At 34.2% G+C, this 19,995-nt stretch carries 21 protein-coding genes; 6 read left to right on the forward strand and 15 right to left on the reverse strand.

Features of this window, described 5'->3' with window-relative positions; genetic code table 11:
* Positions 1-111: 111 nt before the first annotated feature.
* The 9 genes from LC076_RS16620 to LC076_RS16660 form a co-directional block, all read right to left on the reverse strand.
* Positions 112-1,311 carry an MDR family MFS transporter gene (locus LC076_RS16620; RefSeq protein WP_226670230.1) on the reverse strand — a complete coding sequence of 400 codons (1,200 nt, stop codon included), beginning with the start codon at positions 1,309-1,311 and terminating at the stop codon, positions 112-114.
* A 170-nt stretch (positions 1,312-1,481) separates the two neighbouring features.
* Entirely contained in the window at positions 1,482-1,964 is a 483-nt protein-coding gene (locus tag LC076_RS16625; RefSeq protein ID WP_226670231.1) for a GNAT family N-acetyltransferase, read from the reverse strand.
* Positions 1,965-2,157: 193 nt separating this feature from the next.
* The gene (locus LC076_RS16630) at positions 2,158-3,507 is read right to left on the reverse strand and encodes an ABC transporter permease (protein WP_226670232.1); all 1,350 of its coding nucleotides are present in this window, start codon (positions 3,505-3,507) and stop codon (positions 2,158-2,160) included.
* On the reverse strand, positions 3,494-4,195 hold the full coding sequence (locus LC076_RS16635; protein ID WP_226670233.1) for an ABC transporter ATP-binding protein: 702 nt from the start codon (positions 4,193-4,195) through the stop codon (positions 3,494-3,496). The genes LC076_RS16630 and LC076_RS16635 overlap by 14 nt, the downstream gene beginning before the upstream one ends.
* A gap of 25 nt (positions 4,196-4,220) precedes the next feature.
* Positions 4,221-5,174 (reverse strand): ABC transporter permease subunit, encoded by a 954-nt coding sequence (locus LC076_RS16640; RefSeq protein ID WP_226670234.1) that lies wholly within the window; start codon positions 5,172-5,174, stop codon positions 4,221-4,223.
* Positions 5,168-6,046, reverse strand: a complete 879-nt coding sequence (locus tag LC076_RS16645) for an ABC transporter ATP-binding protein (protein WP_226670235.1) — start codon at positions 6,044-6,046, stop codon at positions 5,168-5,170. The genes LC076_RS16640 and LC076_RS16645 overlap by 7 nt, the downstream gene beginning before the upstream one ends.
* Positions 6,012-6,428, reverse strand: a complete 417-nt coding sequence (locus LC076_RS16650; protein WP_226670236.1) for a GntR family transcriptional regulator — start codon at positions 6,426-6,428, stop codon at positions 6,012-6,014. The genes LC076_RS16645 and LC076_RS16650 overlap by 35 nt, the downstream gene beginning before the upstream one ends.
* 428 nt (positions 6,429-6,856) lie before the next feature.
* Positions 6,857-7,024 carry a glycogen biosynthesis protein GlgD gene (locus LC076_RS16655; RefSeq protein ID WP_226670237.1) on the reverse strand — a complete coding sequence of 56 codons (168 nt, stop codon included), beginning with the start codon at positions 7,022-7,024 and terminating at the stop codon, positions 6,857-6,859.
* Entirely contained in the window at positions 7,021-7,293 is a 273-nt protein-coding gene (locus LC076_RS16660; RefSeq protein ID WP_226670238.1) for a YtzC family protein, read from the reverse strand. Before LC076_RS16660 ends, LC076_RS16655 begins: the two co-directional genes overlap by 4 nt.
* 178 nt (positions 7,294-7,471) lie before the next feature.
* Between LC076_RS16660 and LC076_RS16665 the strand changes: the two genes are divergently transcribed.
* Entirely contained in the window at positions 7,472-8,437 is a 966-nt protein-coding gene (locus LC076_RS16665; protein ID WP_226670239.1) for a TIGR01212 family radical SAM protein, read from the forward strand.
* The gene (locus LC076_RS16670) at positions 8,434-9,006 is read left to right on the forward strand and encodes a class I SAM-dependent methyltransferase (protein WP_226670240.1); all 573 of its coding nucleotides are present in this window, start codon (positions 8,434-8,436) and stop codon (positions 9,004-9,006) included. The genes LC076_RS16665 and LC076_RS16670 overlap by 4 nt, the downstream gene beginning before the upstream one ends.
* Positions 9,007-9,088: 82 nt before the next feature.
* Here the strand turns inward: LC076_RS16670 and LC076_RS16675 are convergent, their stop codons facing one another.
* Both LC076_RS16675 and LC076_RS16680 read right to left on the reverse strand, forming a co-directional pair.
* Positions 9,089-10,168 carry a tetraprenyl-beta-curcumene synthase family protein gene (locus LC076_RS16675; protein WP_226670241.1) on the reverse strand — a complete coding sequence of 360 codons (1,080 nt, stop codon included), beginning with the start codon at positions 10,166-10,168 and terminating at the stop codon, positions 9,089-9,091.
* Positions 10,169-10,210: 42 nt separating this feature from the next.
* The gene (locus LC076_RS16680; RefSeq protein ID WP_226670242.1) at positions 10,211-11,017 is read right to left on the reverse strand and encodes an alpha/beta hydrolase; all 807 of its coding nucleotides are present in this window, start codon (positions 11,015-11,017) and stop codon (positions 10,211-10,213) included.
* A gap of 178 nt (positions 11,018-11,195) precedes the next feature.
* On the opposite strand from LC076_RS16680, the gene LC076_RS16685 reads away from it, so the two are divergent.
* The 3 genes from LC076_RS16685 (at position 11,196) to LC076_RS16695 (ending at position 14,123) form a co-directional block, all read left to right on the forward strand.
* Complete coding sequence (locus tag LC076_RS16685; protein WP_226670243.1) at positions 11,196-11,720, forward strand: gamma carbonic anhydrase family protein; 525 nt, start codon at positions 11,196-11,198, stop codon at positions 11,718-11,720.
* A 611-nt stretch (positions 11,721-12,331) separates the two neighbouring features.
* Complete coding sequence (locus LC076_RS16690; RefSeq protein WP_226670244.1) at positions 12,332-12,886, forward strand: phosphatase PAP2 family protein; 555 nt, start codon at positions 12,332-12,334, stop codon at positions 12,884-12,886.
* A gap of 94 nt (positions 12,887-12,980) precedes the next feature.
* Complete coding sequence (locus tag LC076_RS16695; protein ID WP_226670245.1) at positions 12,981-14,123, forward strand: glycosyltransferase family 4 protein; 1,143 nt, start codon at positions 12,981-12,983, stop codon at positions 14,121-14,123.
* Between the two features lie 568 nt (positions 14,124-14,691).
* On the opposite strand, the gene LC076_RS16700 is transcribed toward LC076_RS16695, so the two are convergent.
* Positions 14,692-15,498 carry an RDD family protein gene (locus tag LC076_RS16700; protein WP_226670246.1) on the reverse strand — a complete coding sequence of 269 codons (807 nt, stop codon included), beginning with the start codon at positions 15,496-15,498 and terminating at the stop codon, positions 14,692-14,694.
* Positions 15,499-15,653: 155 nt separating this feature from the next.
* Here LC076_RS16700 and LC076_RS16705 point away from each other — a divergent pair, with 155 nt between their 5' ends.
* Positions 15,654-16,625, forward strand: coding sequence for a stage II sporulation protein M (locus LC076_RS16705; RefSeq protein WP_226670247.1), 972 nt, complete (start codon positions 15,654-15,656; stop codon positions 16,623-16,625).
* Here LC076_RS16705 and LC076_RS16710 read toward each other — a convergent pair.
* From LC076_RS16710 to LC076_RS16720, 3 genes are read right to left on the reverse strand one after another with little or no spacing between them, the layout of a single operon-like run.
* Positions 16,620-17,978, reverse strand: a complete 1,359-nt coding sequence (locus LC076_RS16710; protein WP_226670248.1) for a DUF58 domain-containing protein — start codon at positions 17,976-17,978, stop codon at positions 16,620-16,622. The genes LC076_RS16705 and LC076_RS16710 overlap by 6 nt on opposite strands.
* Entirely contained in the window at positions 17,929-18,855 is a 927-nt protein-coding gene (locus tag LC076_RS16715; RefSeq protein WP_226670249.1) for an AAA family ATPase, read from the reverse strand. Before LC076_RS16715 ends, LC076_RS16710 begins: the two co-directional genes overlap by 50 nt.
* On the reverse strand, positions 18,852-19,994 hold the full coding sequence (locus tag LC076_RS16720) for a DUF4350 domain-containing protein (RefSeq protein WP_226670250.1): 1,143 nt from the start codon (positions 19,992-19,994) through the stop codon (positions 18,852-18,854). Before LC076_RS16720 ends, LC076_RS16715 begins: the two co-directional genes overlap by 4 nt.
* Between the last annotated feature and the right edge of the window lies 1 nt (position 19,995).

Raw genomic sequence — 19,995 nt, forward strand, 5'->3', positions numbered from 1 at the left:
TGAAGTTAATCGTTCAACTTTCATGTATAATCCATCATTCGACAGATTTTGCAATACAGCAACAACCAACCATCTCCGCCCCACACATTTGCTGAACAAAGCAAAAAGGGGTCAGACCCCAACTTCGCTTGGTGTTTGATCCCCTTTTACAGCTACATTCAGTTTTTTGTCATAAAGGATGGTTGTGAAAATGCCGATTGTTAAGAGACCGATAATAATGTAGAAAAGCAGATTCATATTGTAATAATCTACAACAAAGCCTCCAAGAATTGGTCCGATCATTCTGCCACCAGTTGCAGTACTGTTTACAAAGCCTTGATAAAAACCCTGTCTTCCTTTCGGAGCTAAATCATTGGCAATCGTTGGGACTGCTGGCCAAACAAGCATTTCACCAATTGTTAAGATCACCATTGCAACTAAAAATCCTGAAAATTGTTCTGCATATGATGCGACGATAAAAGATCCGATAAAAATAACAAATCCGATGACCATTTGTTTTTTAATCGTTTTTGCAAAACGTTTAACAAATAAGGAAATAAGTGGCTGACCACATACAATTAATGCACCATTAATTGTCCATAACAAGCTATATTGATGTAGAGGAATATTTAAATTTTGTGTATGAGAAGAAATTGTTGAAGGCCATTGCACATATCCAACCCAGCATAACAAATATCCGATACATAAAATAATTAGAGCTGTAAATTTAGTGCGATTTTTAACAACACCTTTTTGATCTAATATTGACGTTTGGCTACCTTGGGCTCCATCAATATTTCGATACCCGAAGAATGCAATTAAGAAAAAGACAGCATACAGTGCTGCATTTGCTATAAATATATAATTAAATGATACAGAAGCAACAATTCCACCTAAAGAGGCTCCCGCTGCTACACCGACATTTTGTGCAACATATATGGCATTAAATGATTTTCGACCACCTTCTGGCCAAACTGTACCTGCAAGTGCATAAGTGGCAGGAAATACAATCCCAGATCCAAAACCAATTAGTATAAGTAAATACATGTACACAGGCCATTGGTGAAAAAACATAAGGGTGATAACGGACATAAGGGTGATGACAATTCCTAATAATATCGATTTAAAACCACCGATTTTATCAAACAAAATACCGCCAACTAAGTTACCAATCACACTAGCCGCAGCATTTAGCATTAACACAAAGCCAGCAACTGTTAATGATTTCCCGAGATGTTCATGAATATAAATTGTATTAAGTGGCCATAAAAAAGAGGCTCCGGTCACATTAATCATCATTCCAATTATAAGCAACCAAAGGGAACGTGGCATACTTCTCCTCCTCTAGAAAAGATATCGTATAAAAATAACGATTTTGATTAATACCGTACATTTTTATTATCCTTCTGAGAATATTAGCCTCTTTTCTTTTGTTTTGCAATGAAGAAACGTAATGTTGTAATAATGTGAATTTACCGACTTTTCAACGCTGTATTTACTTACTATTCTACTAATTTGTACATAAGCAGATCATCAACAAATTCACCATCAATTAGAAACTCTTTTACTAATCTTCCTTGTTCAATAAAGCCGCATTTTTTATAGAAATCAATCGCTCCCTCATTTGAAGAAAGAACACGTAGAGCTAATTTGTGTATTGATTTTTCCTTCGCTATTTTCATCAATTCATTAAGAAGCATTCTACCGATTCCTTTTCCTTGATAATGTTGATCAACAGCAATATCTATTTCTAGCACATGCTGATTTGTTTTTAATGGTGTAGGATGATGAAACCCTAAATAGCCAACAACTCTTTCTTCTAAAATAGCTACAAGCTGACTTCCCTCAGGGTTTTTCTCACAAAATTCAATAAGAGAGCCCCACTTTATAACTGTAGGTGTTGTTTTCATCGTCCAAACTTTATGGTCTATGTCAATTAATTGTTCAAAGTCGCTTTCTTTAGAAAACCTAATTTTGATTGTCATGTTGATTCCTCTTTTTCATTTTATTATCTAAAAAATAGAGGCCGTTAGCAACGATAATAATCATTAAATTCCTTTACTAATGCAAAATGACAATCAGACCAAATTACTTGTTCGATTTGGTCTAATCGTCATTTTCATATTACGTATGTTTTTCTATCAATTAACAATTTCCTAAACAATGACCAACATACCTTTACATCTCTCTTCTTAAAGCAGATAAAACATTAATATTGGTTGCTTTAGCTGCAGGTCTAAATCCAGAGATCATGGCTACACCAATGCTTATAGCAGATGCTATTAAAACTAAACTCAATGGAATGTATGAGAAAACAAATTCAGTATTATTTTCTCCACCTAGAGCTGTATTTAAAATGATTGGCAATAACATGTTAGCCGCAAAGCTTATCGCATAAGAAATAGCCACACCTATTAATGCTCCCATTATCCCGATATAAGCACTTTCCATTAAGAAGATTCGTCGTATAGTACTTGGTTGAGCACCTAATGCTTTCATAATTCCTATTTCCTGTGTTCGTTCAGTTACTGCCATTGTCATTGTGTTAAAAATACCAATGGAAGCAATAATAATGGCAATTGTTCCGACAAACACTAGACCTGCTTTAAAAACAGTAAAGAATAAATTTACACTATCCAATTCTTCTGTTATTGAAAACACATTGTAGCCTTTATCTTTTAAATCATTTGTTACTTGTTCAACATTTTCTAAGCTTTTCGCATAAACTAATACTTGACTATATGGAATTTCTTCTACCTTTGTTTCTTCTTCACCTACAAAAGTAAATTCTAAAATTTCTTCACGAAGAGAATCATTTATATAAATACTTTGGTCTGTTAACCAATCTCTTGATGGCTCTTTCCCTATCCCTGATATTTTAAAGGTAAACGATTTTTCTTCGCTTTCTTCTTCATTCTTTTCTTCGGTATATTTCGTCACTTTGACAGTTAACTCTTTACCAATCAAATCGCCTTCAAACCCGACAGGCTCTTCAATCATTTCTCCTTCAGTAGCAGCTTCTTGCTTCTTATCATATTCCTCCCTTTCCTTTTCAGTAAGCAATGCTTGTGCAAAATGATACCCAACAATGACTTCATTTTCTTCTTTAGGAATTTCACCCTTTGATAGTGATAAATTAGCCTTTAGTTCTTCTTCCATGTTCGTTATGTAAATTGGCCAAGTACTTCCAGTATGATCATCAACCGCAACTTCTGCTTCAATGTCGATTGTATTTCGACGCACAACAGCTGTCACATTTTCCACATCAGCTAGTTCTTCTAAGTCTTCGCTGTTTAAAAATGCTGACTCGTCTGGTTCTGTTTCAGCTTTACCATAGACAGTTACTTCAGTTATCATTTGTTGTGATTTAATTTCTTCCGTTATACTTTTTTGAATACCAAAACCAACAGATGCTAAGACAATTAAAAAAGCACAAGCCATTGTTGTGGCTAATATTGTCATAAATACCCTTAAGCGATTTTTCTTCATATTTCTAAACATGAATTTAATTTGATCATTTAACTTCAACAAAAGCACCCCCTTTGATTAACACACCATCTTGTAAGTGAAATTGATGATTGCTTATACTAGCCACCTCGTCATCATGTGTAATAATGAAAAACGTAATTCCTTGTTCTTTATTTAATTGTTTTATCAAATCTAAAATTTCTTTTTCGGTTTCAGAATCGAGACTTCCTGTTGGTTCATCCGCAAAAATGATACTCGGCTTAGTAATTAAAGCTCTAGCAATACTTACACGTTGCTGCTGTCCTCCAGATAATTCATTTGGATAGTGTTCTGCATGTTCATGTAAACCTACATTTTCGAGTAATGTCATTACCTGTTTTTTCCGTTCAGCTGAATCAATCCCTTTTAATGTTAAAGGTAATTCAACATTTTCAAAAGTTGTCAAACTTGAGATGAGCTGAAAACTTTGAAAAATAAAGCCAAGGTTATCTAAACGAAACTTCGCCCACTTTTTCTCATTAAAAGCAGTTACATTCGTATCATGAATCAAGATGTCGCCTGCTGTTGGTGAAATATAGCCAGAAAGCAGATTAAGTAAAGTTGATTTACCAGAGCCACTGCGTCCAACGATTGATGCAATTTCTCCTTTGTTAATTTTTAAGGAAACATCCTTAAGAACGGGTATTTCTTTTTCGCTTCCCTTTTTTCCAACTTTAAATGAATGGCTTAAATGTTGAACCTCTATCATCGTTTTCTCCTCCTATTATTTATCTCTATTTTTTCTTTTTAAAAATCAAATAATAACTAACAATAAATCCGATAAGAGCACCAATTCCACCACCGATAAAATATCCTACCATTCCGTCTTCTGTTAGATAGCCAAATGCACTAAAACCAATAATACCTAAAAGTATGACAATCACTTGTACAGGTCTGTCCATTTCTTTCCACGTAAAAAACGCACCATTTCGTTCCATAGGATGTTTCATGAATGCAAAATAACCTACTGTAAAAAATACACCTGATAAAATAAACGAGACATAAATATCATTAAGTGAGAAATATTGATCATTAAGGAACAGATAAGAAATAGGTGAAATAGTGTATAAAGTTGATAAATGCTCAGAATTTGGAGGTAGTTCAACATTAAATACAATTTCTAATTGAACAACACTTAGCAAAATTAATAGAAAAGGAAGGATACTAACTGTCAATGTCACTAACCCTTGAGCAAATGGTGTACCAGTAAACGCTCCTGCTGAAACAGTCATTGTATAAAATAACATTAAAGTTCCTAATTCATAAAAGAAATACCCTGTAAAATAATTAGTTTGAATCTCGTTTATTTCTATGATCAGTCCAGTTAAAGTAAAGGAAACAATCCAGCTTATTAAAATAACACTAAACCCAATAAAGAATTTCGTTAGATAGATTTGGGCCCTTGAATAAGGCATTGAACAAGTCAGTTCTAATGTTCCATTACTACGTTCACTACCAATCTGAATAATGCCTAATGTAATCATGAAAACGACAAAAATAAATATGTTGTTCATATGTTGAAAATCAACAACAAATCTTCCTAACTCTTCTACATTTTCATAGCTTTTAACATTCAGATAATCAGACCAGATCGTTATTGGCGTGAATAAGGAAAGAACTAAAACGCTAATTAACAATTGCAACCAATGTCTTCTTACCTCAATTTTCACTAACTCTATCGCTACCATCTTCGCTTTCCTCCAAACTTAGCAATGAATACTTCCTCTAAAGAAACAGGAAGCTCATTCCAAATTCTTGGTGCAAGAAGGTTTAAAAATTCTTGACTATCTTCATCATCACGTTTAATGATCACCGTATAAAAAACACCTGTTGATTCCAATATTGGAATTCCTCTTTTTCGTATTTGTAAATCAACATCATTGTCATATGCAAGCTGAACTTTCATATAACTTTCCTTTAAATCTTCAACCTCTAATACACCTGACATTTGATTTTGCTCTAAAAAGGCTATTCGGTTACAAATACGCTCAATATCTTCTAATCGATGTGAAGTAATTAAAATAGTTGTACCTTTATTAGCTACTTCATCAATCATTAGTTGAAGTAAATCATGTCTTGTCACTGCATCGATTCCATCAGTTGGTTCATCTAGCATAATAACAGCTGGTCTAATTGAGAATGATAAAATCAATGACAACTGCTTTTTTAAGCCTGTTGATAATTCTCTGTATTTTTTATTTTCTGGTAAATCATATCGATTCACTAATTCATTCGCATAAGTGACATCAAAATCCGGATAAATTGTTCGTAACATTCTCACTAATTGCTTATATGTATAGCGATCAAAAGCTGGATTTTGCACAGGCATATAAATCACTTTACGTTTGATAAGAGGGTGATCTGAGATTGAAACATTCTCGAATAATATCTCACCAGAATCCACTCTTAAAATTTGTTGAATACAACGTAACAGAGTTGTTTTTCCCGATCCATTTCGTCCAAGCAGACCAAAAATTTCACCAGGCTCTAGTTTAAGATTAATTTCATTAAGAATCTTATTATTTTCAATTGTTTTCGTCAGATTTTTTATTTCTAGCATGGGATTCCCTCCCTACTTCTTTCTTGATTTCATCAATCCACATATGAATGTGATTAAAATCAATACCTGCGTAAAATGCATCAATTATCAAAGGTTTTAACTGCTCCTTTATCACTTCCATCTTCCTCTCATCAAGTGATTCTCTTGCATTTTCTGATACAAACGTACCACGTCCACGTAACGTCTCAATAATACCTTGTCTTTCTAATTCTTTATAAGCTTTACTAACAGTATTTGGGTTAGCAATAATCATCGTTGATAATTCCCTAACTGATGGTAGCTTTTCACCAGACTTTAGTAACCCTTTAAAACAAAGTTCCTTCATTTGCTGAATGATTTGTTCATAAATGGGAGTAGAACTTCTCGGATCTATTTGGATCATCGTTTCTCCCTACTTTCTTTAAGATCTATCACATTACTTCTTTTTTGTACTAAGTGTACTACATTACACAGTACACTTAGTACAATATAGATTTCCCATCTTTTTGTCAATGGTTTTTTGAATATGGTTTGCTGTTTTTTTTATGGCTCTGTTTCCTTGGTGTTATTTTAATCTCATAAGCTCTGTTAAACTTTGTTGTTGATTTCCGTTACAGGCATTCGCTTTCCCGGGAAAAAATGCAGTTCGTTTTTTCCTAGGTCCGGGAGCCTCCTCGGCGCAAGCGTCTGTGGGGTCTCCCCTTGACACGCTTCTCCCGCAGGAGTCTCATGCCTTTCACTCCAATCAACAGGGTGCTAAAAATCACATTAAGATTTAACATAGCCATTTCAAAAAAAAGAACCATCCTAAAATGGTCCCTTCACTAATTTTTATTTATTTTCTACTCTTTGCTTAGATTTTATTGGTTGACCTTTTTTTGCATTTTTAGCTTTTGTTTCGATAACAGGATCAAAGTCTTTTCCTAACTCTAGATCATTATTATTGATTCCATTTTTTGTTTTTTGCTCTGGGTTATTTTGCTTTGAACGTTTTTTCATCGTTCTGCATCTCCCTTTAAAATCATTTTATTTTGTATTTGTTGTAATTGAAGTCTCATGCGATAAAGCTGATCTTGTTGTTGATCATTAGAACTTAATGAAAGATGATTAATGTCGTTTACCGCATTTTCTAATTGTTGTAGTGCTTTTGTGTATTCTGTTTCATTATAATGCTCTTGTTGGCTACCTGTTTGGTATTGGTCTTGAGCATATTCAAGTGCTTCTGTACATCGTTGTAAATATTCGTCAACAGATTGTCTTGTTGCCATCTTTATCTCCTCCAAACGATATGAAGTTAATGAAAGCTTCATCATCTTTTATTATTAACAGAAGCAATAGAATCTTGAGGATAAAATAATGGTAATATTGATGTGCTCTATTTTTTTAAAAAACATCATGATAAGATATTTAGATGAAAACCTGAATCGTACAAGGAGGATATTTTAGTTGAATCAAAAGTCTCCATTTACATATGCCACAGATAATAAACGATACCACACATGGAATTATCATTTACGACAGCATTTTGGTCACAAAGTATTTAAAGTCGCTTTAGATGGTGGATTTGATTGTCCAAATCGAGATGGTACTGTTGCTCACGGAGGTTGTACCTTCTGTAGTGCTGCAGGTTCTGGTGATTTTGCTGGAAATCGTGCGGATGATCTTATTACTCAATTTAATGAAGGTAAAGAAAAAATGCACCATAAATGGAAAGATGGAAAGTATATGGTGTACTTTCAAGCTTATACAAATACACACGCTCCAGTAGAGGTCCTAAGACAAAAATTCGAATCTGTTTTAAACCAAGATGGTGTTGTTGGAATTTCCATCGCTACACGACCTGATTGTTTACCAGATGATGTTATTGAATATTTAGCTGAATTAAACGAACGAACTTATTTATGGGTAGAGTTAGGGTTACAAACTGTTCACGAACGTACAGCGCTTTTAATCAATCGAGCACATGACTTTCAATGCTATGTAGAAGGTGTAAATAAATTAAGGAAGCATGGAATTCGTATTTGTTCTCATATTATTAACGGATTACCTTTAGAAAATGAACAAATGATGATGGAAACAGCAAAAGCTGTTTCACAATTGGATGTTCAAGGAATTAAGATTCATTTGTTACATTTATTAAAAGGAACACCAATGGTCAAGCAATATGAAAAAGGGAAGCTAGAGTTTTTATCACAAGAGGAGTATGTAAATCTTGTATGTGATCAATTAGAAATTATTCCACCAGAAATGATTGTTCACCGTATTACAGGTGATGGTCCCATTGATTTAATGATTGGACCGATGTGGAGTGTTAATAAATGGGATGTTCTAAACTCAATTGATGCTGAATTAAAAAGACGTAACAGTTACCAAGGAAAATACTATAAACAACCTGAGGGAAAGATAATATGAAGCTACAGAGAATATTACCGTTTGCCAAACAGCTTTTACAAACCTCCGTTAATAGCGGGGATATTGTTGTAGATGCAACAGTTGGAAATGGACACGATACTGCTTTTTTAGCGAAAATAGTAGGCGAAAATGGACATGTTTATGGATTCGACATACAAAAGCAGGCAATTATTAATACGATTGATCGACTAAAAACGGAGAACCTTGAAGAACGAGTCACTCTTGTACACCAAGGTCACGAAACAGTTTCATCAGTTATACCACATCACCTTGCAGGGGAAGTTGCAGGAGCAATCTTCAACCTAGGATATTTACCAGGTGGTGATCCCTCTATCGTTACATTACCAGATACAACTAAATCAGCTATCGAACAATTATTAAAGCTTATGAAGCGAGAGGGCATCATTGTGATCGTTATTTATCATGGTCATACTGAAGGAAAGCTTGAACGAGATGAACTGATGAATTTCGTTACTTCAATTGATCCACAAGTTGCCCATGTTATTCAATATCAATTTATTAACAAGCAGAATAATCCTCCATATATCGTGGCTATAGAAAAATGTTAATCTTCATATTTCGAAAAACACCCCAAAAATCAACTCTGATTCATTGGGGTGTTTTGATAAAAAACACAAAACAATTTATCTTTTAAGAGCTTTTTTTCCAATTTAACTTTTGGAATGCTCTGTAGGCTCTTCCGTTAAAATAAAAGAAATAAGTTGTCATTCCACCGAGTCTAATTAGCTTTTTAGCAAGCTTGTTGCGATCCTTGTGTGTAGCTACTTTATCGTCTGATAAATAAACACCCAATAATCCTCGATTAATCAACTTGTGGAAATTTTCATGTGGTATACCTTTTAAGTGATCATCAGCGCTTTCTACAAAATGCTCTAGCCTATTCATCATTGATGCTTCAGAGGAATAATAACTACAGAAATTCAAGTCACCACCAATTTCATCCTCATCTTGATCAATTAAATAATCCAGTAAAATATGTAATCCTTGTATATAAGGAAAGTAGCTGTTTCGAATTTGTAATGCCTGCTTTTCCTCAAATTCATCTTGGAAAGCATACGCAACTAAACAGAATATACCTAATGTTGAACCAGTACATGCTGAAAATTCATACCATTCCATATCAGGAAGATTAGATTTATGTTTTTGAAACCAGTTTTCGAGTCGTGGTACACGTTCTTCTTCTTTTACATGTTTATGTACTTGAAGATCACAATAATAGCTTGATAATTCAATAAGATGTTTCGAAATAATAGGGTAATGCTTTAAATCTGCTAAAACATTTTGGCAAGTTTGTACAAGGCTATGTAAATATCCTCCATCATTTTGATCTTCTCTAAATTGATAATAATCTTTACATGATGCTCCACATGATAATGCATCAAGCATAGATTGGTGCAGCATTCTAAAATCTTCTGGATCTAATGATGTACTTCGGTCACACAAATTATCTAAATAATCACTAATTGTTTGATAAGCAACAATAAATTCAATGCACTGTTGCTTATGCGGTCCAGATATGATCGCTAATATTCCTCCACCCTCACAGTGGAATTCTTTTTCATTTATACTATTTAACGCTTGATTCCTTAACTCTTCATTAGGAATATTTTCTGCACGCTCTCGCCATTGACCAAGATAAAAATGGACAATAGGAAAAATCTCACGATACACTTTAGTCATTAATCTTAATGGATGCTGCGGAACTGTCAAAGGGGGTGTCACCTCGTATTAATATTATTTTATCATTATAAATCAGGTAGATTCTAGGTTTGCATCAGTCAAGCAGTGAGCATCAAAAAAGCGTTTTGCTGTTTCAAATACTTGCTCTCGTTCTGGCTCACTAAAAATTTCATGGTATAGACCTTTCCATTCTTTATAGCTTTTCTCTAGAAGATCAACTTTGTTAAACCACTCCTTTACTAGTGATTTATCAACAATTTTATCTTCTCCACCCTGCATAAGAAGTAAAGGTACTTCCTGGAATTTATTGGTTTGCTTTTGTGCTTCTTCCATAGCATGTATTAATTCACGATACCATCTAACCGAAACTTTTGTCACATATAAAGAATCATTTTCATCAGTATCTTGTACAGATTTGTTTCTTGTAGCGATTGCAACATTTAAATTTGATTCAACCTTAAAGGTAGGTGCAATAATATTTAGTCCTTTTGAAGCGAACTCTAATGCTTTATTTGGTTTATATAAGATTCCCAAACAGGGTGAAGATAATATAACAGCTTTCACTTCTTGATGTTTCTCTTGTAGAGATCGTATAACAACTAGTCCACCCATACTATGTCCTATTAAAAATAAGGGAAGACCGAATTTTTTTGCTTCTTTAATCCATTCATTAACCTCTTTAATATATTCGTCAAAGGATTGAATATGTCCTCTTCTTCTCGTTGATGTTCCTTGACCAGGTAAATCCCCCATCACAACATGGTAACCAGATAGTCTCCACATTTCAACGAGCCATTTGTAACGTCCATGATGTTCAGCAGCTCCATGAACAATGACAATAACACCCTTTGGTTCAACCTCAGCTTCCCATTTCCACATGTTTGCTGCCTCTCCTTTCGCCCATTAAAATCGTTTATTTTTCTGATATATTACTGCCCCCATACAAGAAGGAGATTGTTCACTTCTATAGTATGAACAGTGTAGTTTACTTAAGCCTTTGTTATAATAAACATGTTTATAAAAAATATATTATCTCCATAAGAAAGGACTGACAAACATGATCTACCCTTACAAAGATAAAAGCCCACAAATTTCAGATTCAGCTTTTATTGCTGATTATGTCACGATCACAGGAGACGTTATGATTGGTGATGAAACAAGCATTTGGTTTCAATCTGTGATAAGAGGTGATGTATCACCTACAATTATAGGTAACCGAGTGAATATTCAAGACCTATGTTGTCTCCATCAAAGTCCCAATAAACCTCTTATTATTGAAGATGATGTAACTGTTGGTCATAGTGTAATCTTACATAGTTCAATTATTCGCCAAAATGCATTAATTGGGATGGGTTCTATTATTTTAGATGGAGCCGAAATTGGAGAAAGTGCCTTTATAGGGGCTGGTAGTCTCGTTCCTCCGGGTAAAAAAATTCCTCCAAATTCCCTCGCATTAGGCAGACCAGCAAAAGTGGTTAGAACTTTAACAAGTGATGATTTACATGACATGGATCGTATTCGTCAAGAATATGTTGAAAAAGGGCAGTATTATAAATCAATGCAACAATCATCAAACAAATAAATATCATATATTCAGACTGTTGACGAACGCTCGTTTTCTTCGTTACTCACCTTGCTGCGGTGCTTATTACCAACAAAGGTAACTCCGCTCCTCACAAGGCTTCGCGCCTCGAAACTCAAGCGTTTTCAATCAACCTGAAGGGGTTGAAAGTATACTTTAACTACAAACAGATCATATATTATCATCTTAGGCAATTGGATTATCCAGTTGCCTTTCATGTAAAAATTACAATATTCATCGTTCTCAATTATCGTAACATCCTCTGAACTAACATACACGCTATAGTCGATATGTTTATGAAATTGTCATATTTTACTTCTCAGCACTCTATAAATATTCCCTCTTAGTTATTATCGTAGCGCTGTGGAAACTCCCAAACCACCCAAGGAAAAAAAGGGTTATTTTTTTCTTGGGGATGCAGTCCGTCTTTTTCTTAACAACAAGTTTATCTGTATCTATCTCAATACTCCTTGTTACCTATCTTACTTTGTTTAGAAAACATTAATTTTGTGAAAATTATGTGAAGGAATATTTTACAATTTCTTATTATTAACTAAATATTTCTGAACTAAAATAGTATAAAAGGGGCAAAAAAAGGAGCGTTCTAAATAATGAAAACAAAGCTTATTTCTAACATGTATGATTTTGAGTGCAAACTTTTTCGATGTGTGAATCAACTGTATGACAAAAAACTGTTAAACTTTTATTTTCGTCACATTACACATCTTGGAGGAGCAATTGCGACAATCGCAGTGACTTTATGTATCATCATTTTCTCAAAGGGTCTTATTCAAGCAACAAGTATTGCCAGTGCTGCAGCACTTCTTATAAGTCACCTTCCTGTTGCACTTGTCAAAAAACTATATCCACGTAAAAGACCGTATATCTCGCTTATTGAAACAAAAGTTCCAGCTAATCCATTGGAAGATCACTCATTTCCGTCTGGTCATACGACAGCTATTTTTTCAGTTATTATACCATTTATCTTATATATGCCTTCTTTAGCTATGATATTAATTCCGCTTGGTATAAGCATTGGTTTATCTAGAATGTATTTGGGTCTCCATTACCCTTCTGATGTTTTAGCAGGCTGTTTATTAGGAAGTTCTTCAGGCTTCTTAACATACACTATACTAAATGAACTTTTCTATACTTCTCCATTATGAATGAATGGTGGTGCTAGTTAAAAATCAGAGTATCATTTCGTCCTAAAGTCATATTTGCAAGTACGTTTCACTTACAAGTAACTGGGGGGATTCGATGAAAATAGCCATTTTTACAGATACTTATGCACCTGATGTAAATGGAGTTGCACGCACATTAAAACGACTTACTGACCATCTTGAAAAAAACAAGTATGAATTTCGAGTTTTTGCGCCCGAGAGTACGAAAGAATCCATGTTTTCAAGTCATATTCATCGCTTCACTAGTTTACCTTTTTTCTTGTATCCTGAATGTAGGCTCGCGCTCCCAAATATGCTTCACGTGAAAGCAGAACTTCAAAGCTTTAAGCCTGATTTAATTCATGTAGCTACTCCATTCAACATTGGGTTATGTGGTTTGCATTATGCTAAAAAGTTTAACATACCTGTTGTAGGATCTTATCATACAGATTTCGATCAATACCTAGAATATTATGATCTACAATTTTTATCAAAAGTTCTTTGGAAATATATGCACTGGTTTCATAAGCCACATCGTAAAACATTTGTTCCTTCTAAAGAAACATTGGAACAATTAAAAAGAAAAGGTTTTTCAAACTTACGTATATGGGGTAGAGGTGTAGATTGCCAGTTATTTCATCCCCATTATTCACAGCAAGATGTTCGCAGTCAATATCAAATAAAAGAAAAATTCCTTTTATCATATGTAGGAAGATTAGCTCCAGAAAAGGATATCGATACACTCATGAGAATCACAAGTGAACTTCCTGATTGTATTAGAAATGATGTACATTGGTTAATTGTTGGTGATGGACCTTCAAAAGACGAAATGAAAAAAAACGCTCCAAATAACATGACATTTGCAGGTTACTTAAACGGTGTTGATCTTGCAAACGTATATGCAGCATCCGATTTGTTCGTTTTTCCTTCACCAACAGAAACTTTCGGAAATGTTGTGCTCGAAGCTTTAGCATCTGGTACACCTGTTATTGGTGCAAATTCAGGTGGAGTTAAAAACATCATCAAACAAGCGGAAACTGGGTTTCTATGTGAACCTAAAAATGTGAGCGAATTTCAGGAAGCTATTACAACGTTACTTCTTAGTGACACACTACGAGTAAAAATAGGGAATGAAGCAAGACAGTATGCTCTTACCCAAACGTGGGACAGCATTTTCGAGGGATTACTTAGGGAATACGAAGATGCATTAACAGAGAAAAATCAATTTAGATATGCATAAGCTCCTGCTTAGAGGTGCTTGACAAAGGGAGACCCACACTTGTTAATAGTGACGGGGCTCCCTAATCAATCTAAAACAAATGGAGTTTTCAAATAGGCTATTTTCGTATACTTTTTTGCTTTTATAACATGAAGAAAACATCTCTGTATCAATCATTCTGGCACCTTTTATGAGATAAAGCATTGGCTACAACAGATAAAAATGTAAATAAGTAACAATTTTTTTAAAAAAAGACTTAAAAAAATCATGGAAGAAATAAAAATCGCAAGTACCTTGATCAAACTCATTCTTTACAGTGATTAGTTGCTACAACTTGACTCCAAAAATTAGTGAAGAACTTATCTTTCAAACCATTCAAAAAAGAACAATACACTCATGTTTAAGATGCATTGTTCTTTGTTCAAAGATCAGAAAGTATAAAATTCTGTACTTAGTTTTGATGTCTAGCTCCAGGCGCCATCTGCTCGAGGTCATAAGCCAATCCGTCAAGAAGGTTAAAGAACAACCTTCCAGCCGGATCGTCTTATGCTTGTCGCCGATAGGCGGGCGCCTTGCGCTTTTCTTAATATCACAATTCATACTCCCATTCATCCTTTAAGATAAGATAAAGGATAAACAGATTTTTTTCTATTTCTTCCACCGATTTTCCTTCCAGGTCATAACCAATCTTAGGGAAAACTATTTTTCCTATTTTTTCTGTTAATGGCGATTTTTCATGTTCTGGTAATTGAAGAACACGATCACTATAGGTTTTAATTAATTCCCAATCCTTAGCGGTTAACGATTTTAAGGCCCAATCCTCGATCACCAGATCTTCTTTCTTAATGCCTTTTCTTTCTATTTCTTTTTCAATTGGTGAACGTTTCTTACTGTTTTTTGCTTTTCTTTCATGAATTACTATTGTTCCTGCGACTAAATCACCAACTCTTTTATGTTTAGAATGAAAAAAGATCATAATCATTCCTAATAAGTAGTTTGCTGGTAACGTATCTATTATTCTCAACAAATTTCTGATAAAACTTGATAATAGCGTTATGCTATGTCCATTATCTTGAATCACACGAATTCCGATGATTTTTTTCCCAATTGTTTTACCACCATAAAAAAATTCTAGCGCAAAAAAGTATCCCCAATTTAAAACAAACAGAACAATTATCGTAATAGCAATGGGATAGGAGTAGAATTCATACATTAAAAAAAGCTCAAAAGGCATATCATACATCAATAGAAATAGACTGATTAACACTAATACATTAATAATCGTTAAAATAAGGTGATCAATTAATAATGCAGCAGTCCTACTCCCTAACCCAGCAGGTTGAAATTTTAATGATACAAATTCAGGTGTTTTTATATCCACATGCTGTTGATTCAAGTAACTCACTACTTTCTTGGTTATTTTTTCCTAATATGGTTTCTATTTTTCTAGAAAATTACTATAATTAAATGGAAGAAAAGACATTCTTTGTCTCTTGCGAAAAAAGATTACCTAAACAAAAACACACATTTAAATAAGAAAAAGGTGGAACTATGAATATCAAGCAGTTTATTCGACAACATCGAGATGATTGGAAGCAACTTGAACAGCTTATCACTTCCTTAAGTAAAAAAAGACGTTCAATAACAGGTGATGATATCGAGCAATTCAATCGCCTATATCAAAAAGCCGCTCAGAACTTATCGTACAGCCAAACTTATTTTCCTAAAGAAGATGTTACACCTTACTTAAATGGGCTTGTATCGAAAGCGCATAATTTATTGTACAAAGACCAAACATCAAGTATGAAACAATTTCGTTACTTTTTTAGCACTAAATTTATTGGACTTTTTTTAGAGCAGTGGAAGTTTATTGTCATTGCCATGCTATTATTTGCACTCGGAGCTTTAGGTAGCTATTTTTCAGTTTTGAATGACACTTTAAATGTTTATTCAGTATTGCCCTCTGAGATCGCTCAAGGTGTAGATCCAGAAAGCTTAGGTGAACATGAAGGTGAAGTAGATTCACCTTTCATGTCTGCAACAATTATGACAAACAATATTCAGGTTGCCGTTTTAGCCTTTGCTGGAGGGATAACCTTTGGAATTTTAACTGTTTATCTATTAATCTACAATGGAATAATTATTGGTGCATTAGCCGCTTTATTTTGGCAGCATGATAAGGCATATGACTTTTGGGCATATATTGTGCCACATGGTATGATAGAGCTTACTGCCATTTTTATTGCAGGAGGAGCAGGGTTATTAATGGGATATAAACTTTTTGTACCAGGACCTTATACTAGAGCATATCAACTTAAACAACAAGCTAAACGTTCTGTACAATTACTGCTTGGTACGATTCCCTTATTTGTCATCGCAGGAATTATTGAAGGATATATCACACCTGCTCCAATTTCGTTGGAAGCAAAATATATTGTTGCGCTTTCAACTGTTTTTGGACTCATCTTTTATGTTTCCTTAGGTAAAGCCCGACTAAACCGTAGAAAAATGACAAGTCTATAAAATCCCTTGATTCATCATTGAAATATAGTAGGAAACTGCTACAGTAGCAAGTTTATCTTCTCTGGCCTCCACCATTTGGAGGCCTTGTTTTTCCCACTTAATTTTCTCTCGTTTTTTAAACAATTGTTGCTGTTGGGCTATGCTTTTTTTCATTGCTTTTTGTACATCGCTAGGCTCAGCTTTCACTTCATTCAAGAGAAATTCATCCTCAATACCTAACATTAAAAATAAATGACGTTTACGTAGTCTTTTTAAATAGACGAGTGCACTTTCCTCATGGAGAAAAGTGTGAACATCACTAAATAAAAGTAATAAGCTCCTTTTCTTTTGGACCATTTGTAAGTATGTTAAAACATCAGCATAATTTGATTCTGCAGCATCCACCTCAAGGTTATAAATTGCCTTAAGAATCGTTTGCAAGTGTGCCATCCCTTTGGCAGGTGGAACATAAACCTTTACATTTTTAGAAAAAGCTAATACCGATACATAGTCTCCTTTTTGAAGCGCTGCTGCCGTAAGAGTTAATGCTGCTTCTAACACTTTTTCTAATCTGTTGCTTTTAGAAAGCTCAGCACCCATCATTCTGCCGCAATCAATCAACACGGTAATATATTTTCCATGTTCAGGTTCATACTCATTTGTCATGACTTCTTGTAATTTTGCTGTTTGTCGCCAATTTATTTTTCGAGGATCATCACCAACTACAAAGCTTCTAATCTTCGTAAATTCCCCACTACCTGATTTGTGTTTACGAATTTTCATTCCTTCGTGCAATAGAAATTTCTGAGCACTTTCCAAGTAGTTTCTAGTAGAAGTTAAATCTGGTATTACCTTAACTGTATGTTCTTGGATTGTTTTTGCTTGCTTTTCCCATAAACCTAGAAAGCTTTTATATCTAATAAACAGTTCCTTCACTTCATATTTGCCTCTTTCCTTTGCTATGGTCTCGTATGAAGTTATAGTGGAACTTTCACCTTGAACAACCCCTGTAATGGGAAAACTTCTTTGAAAGGTTTGTGGAATTCCATCAATTATTCTGAACTTAGCTTTATATTTAGAATTATTTTTTATTGAAATTTCGATTTTATAAGAAATTCCCCTCTCCATCTCAATAGGTAAAGTTCGCTCAAAAGCAAGCTCGTTTTTCGTTGGAGTTAGAAATACATCAATTAAACTTATCAATAAAAAAAGACAATTGATTAAAATAAGATAAATCCAAGAAATATCCCACAGTGATATGATGAACAATCCTGTAGACATACTCAAGAAAAGAGCAACCAATTTCTTGGTTGGTAGAATTCCTTTATCTCGGAACAGGAGTCGCCCCCACAAGTTCTTCAATGATTTGGTCAACGGTTGCTCCCTCCAATTCTACATGTGGAGATAATTGTATACGATGCCTTAAACTCGGCTTTGCCACGATTTTAATATCATCTGGTGTAACATAATCACGCCCAGATAAGTAAGCCCATGCTCTTCCTGCTCTTCCTATTGAGATCGCAGCTCTGGTACTAGCTCCAAACTGGATTGAATCAGTTTCTCGTGTTCTTCTTACAAGTTGCATAATGTAATCTAGAACACTATCACTTAAAGTGATTTTTTCAATTTCATGTCTGATCTGTAAAAACGTTTCTCTATCAAGTATTTGTTCTAAGCTAGAATTCATTTCATTTTCTAACACTTGCTTTAAAACTTGTTTTTCATCCTCAAATGTTGGGAAATCAATCAATAATTTAAATAAAAATCGATCCTGTTGAGCCTCTGGTAAAGGATATGTGCCTTCAAATTCAATTGGATTTTGTGTAGCTACAACGAAAAACATATCTGATAATGGATATGTTTCACCTTGGATGGTGACTTGTTTTTCTTCCATTGCTTCTAATAAGGCTGCTTGTGTTTTAGCTGGCGTTCGATTAATTTCATCGGCTAAAAGAACATTTGTAAAAATCGGCCCTTTTAATGTTTGAAAAGAACCTTCTTTCATGTTGTAAATTGTACTTCCAGTAATATCACTAGGAAGTAAATCGGGAGTAAATTGAATTCGATTGTACTCACCACCTAAAAGGCTTGCAAGTGTCTTGACCATCTGGGTTTTCCCTGTTCCAGGTACTCCTTCTATTAACACATGACCGCCTGCTAGAATCGAAGATAACAACAGTTTGAGATTAAAACTTTGTCCTACGATTCGTTGTTCATACTTTTCAAATAAGGATGCTAATTTCGAATTCATCCTTCCTCCACCTCTTTCCTTAAATGCTCAAGCTTTTTAGACCAAAATAAATACTCTTGTTTCGTAACCTTTTCTTTAGTTAGTACGTTTGTTAGTCCATCAAGAAAGTTCGCTATTTCATCTTTAGTAAACGAATTTTTCCATTTTTTCTCTAAATCGTTATTTATATCTTCCCATGCTCTACTGTATGGAATACTCCAATTCTCTTGAAGAAGCAACTTAACATAATCTGCTTGAATCATTAGAGAATCACGGAAATTTCTACTTCTTATATACCATGCGGCGATGGCTTTAATACGCTCATCACTAAATCTAACTGTCTCTTCTCTAGCAACAAGTATAGGACCAAATCGCTTTCCACGATACCAGAGATAAAGAATAGTTATGATCATCCCTTGTAAAAGTAAAACTAAAAACCACCTTGGATAAATTGAGAAAAATGATGATGAATTTTGCTGCCCATGAACATATTCATCAAAAAGATAAGAATTACCATCGACCTTATTGAATAATGTCAATAGAAGTGATGTATGATCACCTTTCGTAATTTCTCCGTTCATTAACCATTCAGGGGTATTTGCAACTAGTAGCTCTCCATCTCCATAAGATCGTTTTAAAGCCAATACGCCATCATATTCACTATGTAATAAAATCTCATCTCCACTATATGATTCAAGAGTAATACTAGAATTGACTTCTGCACTGTACTTGTTGCCTTTTTCGTCAAGGATCGTACCATCTGGAAATAATGATTCATCATTCTTCACATTGATGTCAAAAAAACCTTTTGGATTTTTACTAAATAAAATAATTGAATTGCCTCTTTCAATAAAATTCATGTAAGCTTCCATCTCTTCTGTACTAGGTACAAATGTTGGCTCAATCATAATAAGCACTTGATTATGATTATCTGTTTTAGGTAGTAAATTAGGTGGTTGAGACCACCTAGCAACAGATGTCATTTCGTTTTCCAAATACGTATAAAATGCCTTTGTACCATTAGGAGCAGGGGAATTTGACACATAATTAGGATAATACTTTGGCTTTTCTGAAGAAAGGAAATAGCTACTTAAAAAGAAAATGAGCAAAAGAATAGGTATCAAAATCCATTTTTTCAGATCTAAAGATTTACTCGACAAG

Origin of the sequence: Metabacillus litoralis, from assembly GCF_020524045.1 — a bacterium.
GTDB classification, from domain to species: domain Bacteria; phylum Bacillota; class Bacilli; order Bacillales; family Bacillaceae; genus Metabacillus; species Metabacillus litoralis_C.

Coding starts and splice junctions, on each gene's coding strand:
- LC076_RS16620 (WP_226670230.1), bottom strand. CDS start 1,311: ATGCCACGTTCCCTTTGGTTGCTTATAATTGGAATGATGATTAATGTG.
- LC076_RS16625 (WP_226670231.1), bottom strand. CDS start 1,964: ATGACAATCAAAATTAGGTTTTCTAAAGAAAGCGACTTTGAACAATTA.
- LC076_RS16635 (WP_226670233.1), bottom strand. CDS start 4,195: ATGATAGAGGTTCAACATTTAAGCCATTCATTTAAAGTTGGAAAAAAG.
- LC076_RS16640 (WP_226670234.1), bottom strand. CDS start 5,174: ATGGTAGCGATAGAGTTAGTGAAAATTGAGGTAAGAAGACATTGGTTG.
- LC076_RS16645 (WP_226670235.1), bottom strand. CDS start 6,046: ATGCTAGAAATAAAAAATCTGACGAAAACAATTGAAAATAATAAGATT.
- LC076_RS16650 (WP_226670236.1), bottom strand. CDS start 6,428: ATGATCCAAATAGATCCGAGAAGTTCTACTCCCATTTATGAACAAATC.
- LC076_RS16655 (WP_226670237.1), bottom strand. CDS start 7,024: ATGAAAAAACGTTCAAAGCAAAATAACCCAGAGCAAAAAACAAAAAAT.
- LC076_RS16660 (WP_226670238.1), bottom strand. CDS start 7,293: ATGGCAACAAGACAATCTGTTGACGAATATTTACAACGATGTACAGAA.
- LC076_RS16670 (WP_226670240.1), top strand. CDS start 8,434: ATGAAGCTACAGAGAATATTACCGTTTGCCAAACAGCTTTTACAAACC.
- LC076_RS16680 (WP_226670242.1), bottom strand. CDS start 11,017: ATGTGGAAATGGGAAGCTGAGGTTGAACCAAAGGGTGTTATTGTCATT.
- LC076_RS16685 (WP_226670243.1), top strand. CDS start 11,196: ATGATCTACCCTTACAAAGATAAAAGCCCACAAATTTCAGATTCAGCT.
- LC076_RS16690 (WP_226670244.1), top strand. CDS start 12,332: ATGAAAACAAAGCTTATTTCTAACATGTATGATTTTGAGTGCAAACTT.
- LC076_RS16695 (WP_226670245.1), top strand. CDS start 12,981: ATGAAAATAGCCATTTTTACAGATACTTATGCACCTGATGTAAATGGA.
- LC076_RS16705 (WP_226670247.1), top strand. CDS start 15,654: ATGAATATCAAGCAGTTTATTCGACAACATCGAGATGATTGGAAGCAA.
- LC076_RS16715 (WP_226670249.1), bottom strand. CDS start 18,855: ATGAATTCGAAATTAGCATCCTTATTTGAAAAGTATGAACAACGAATC.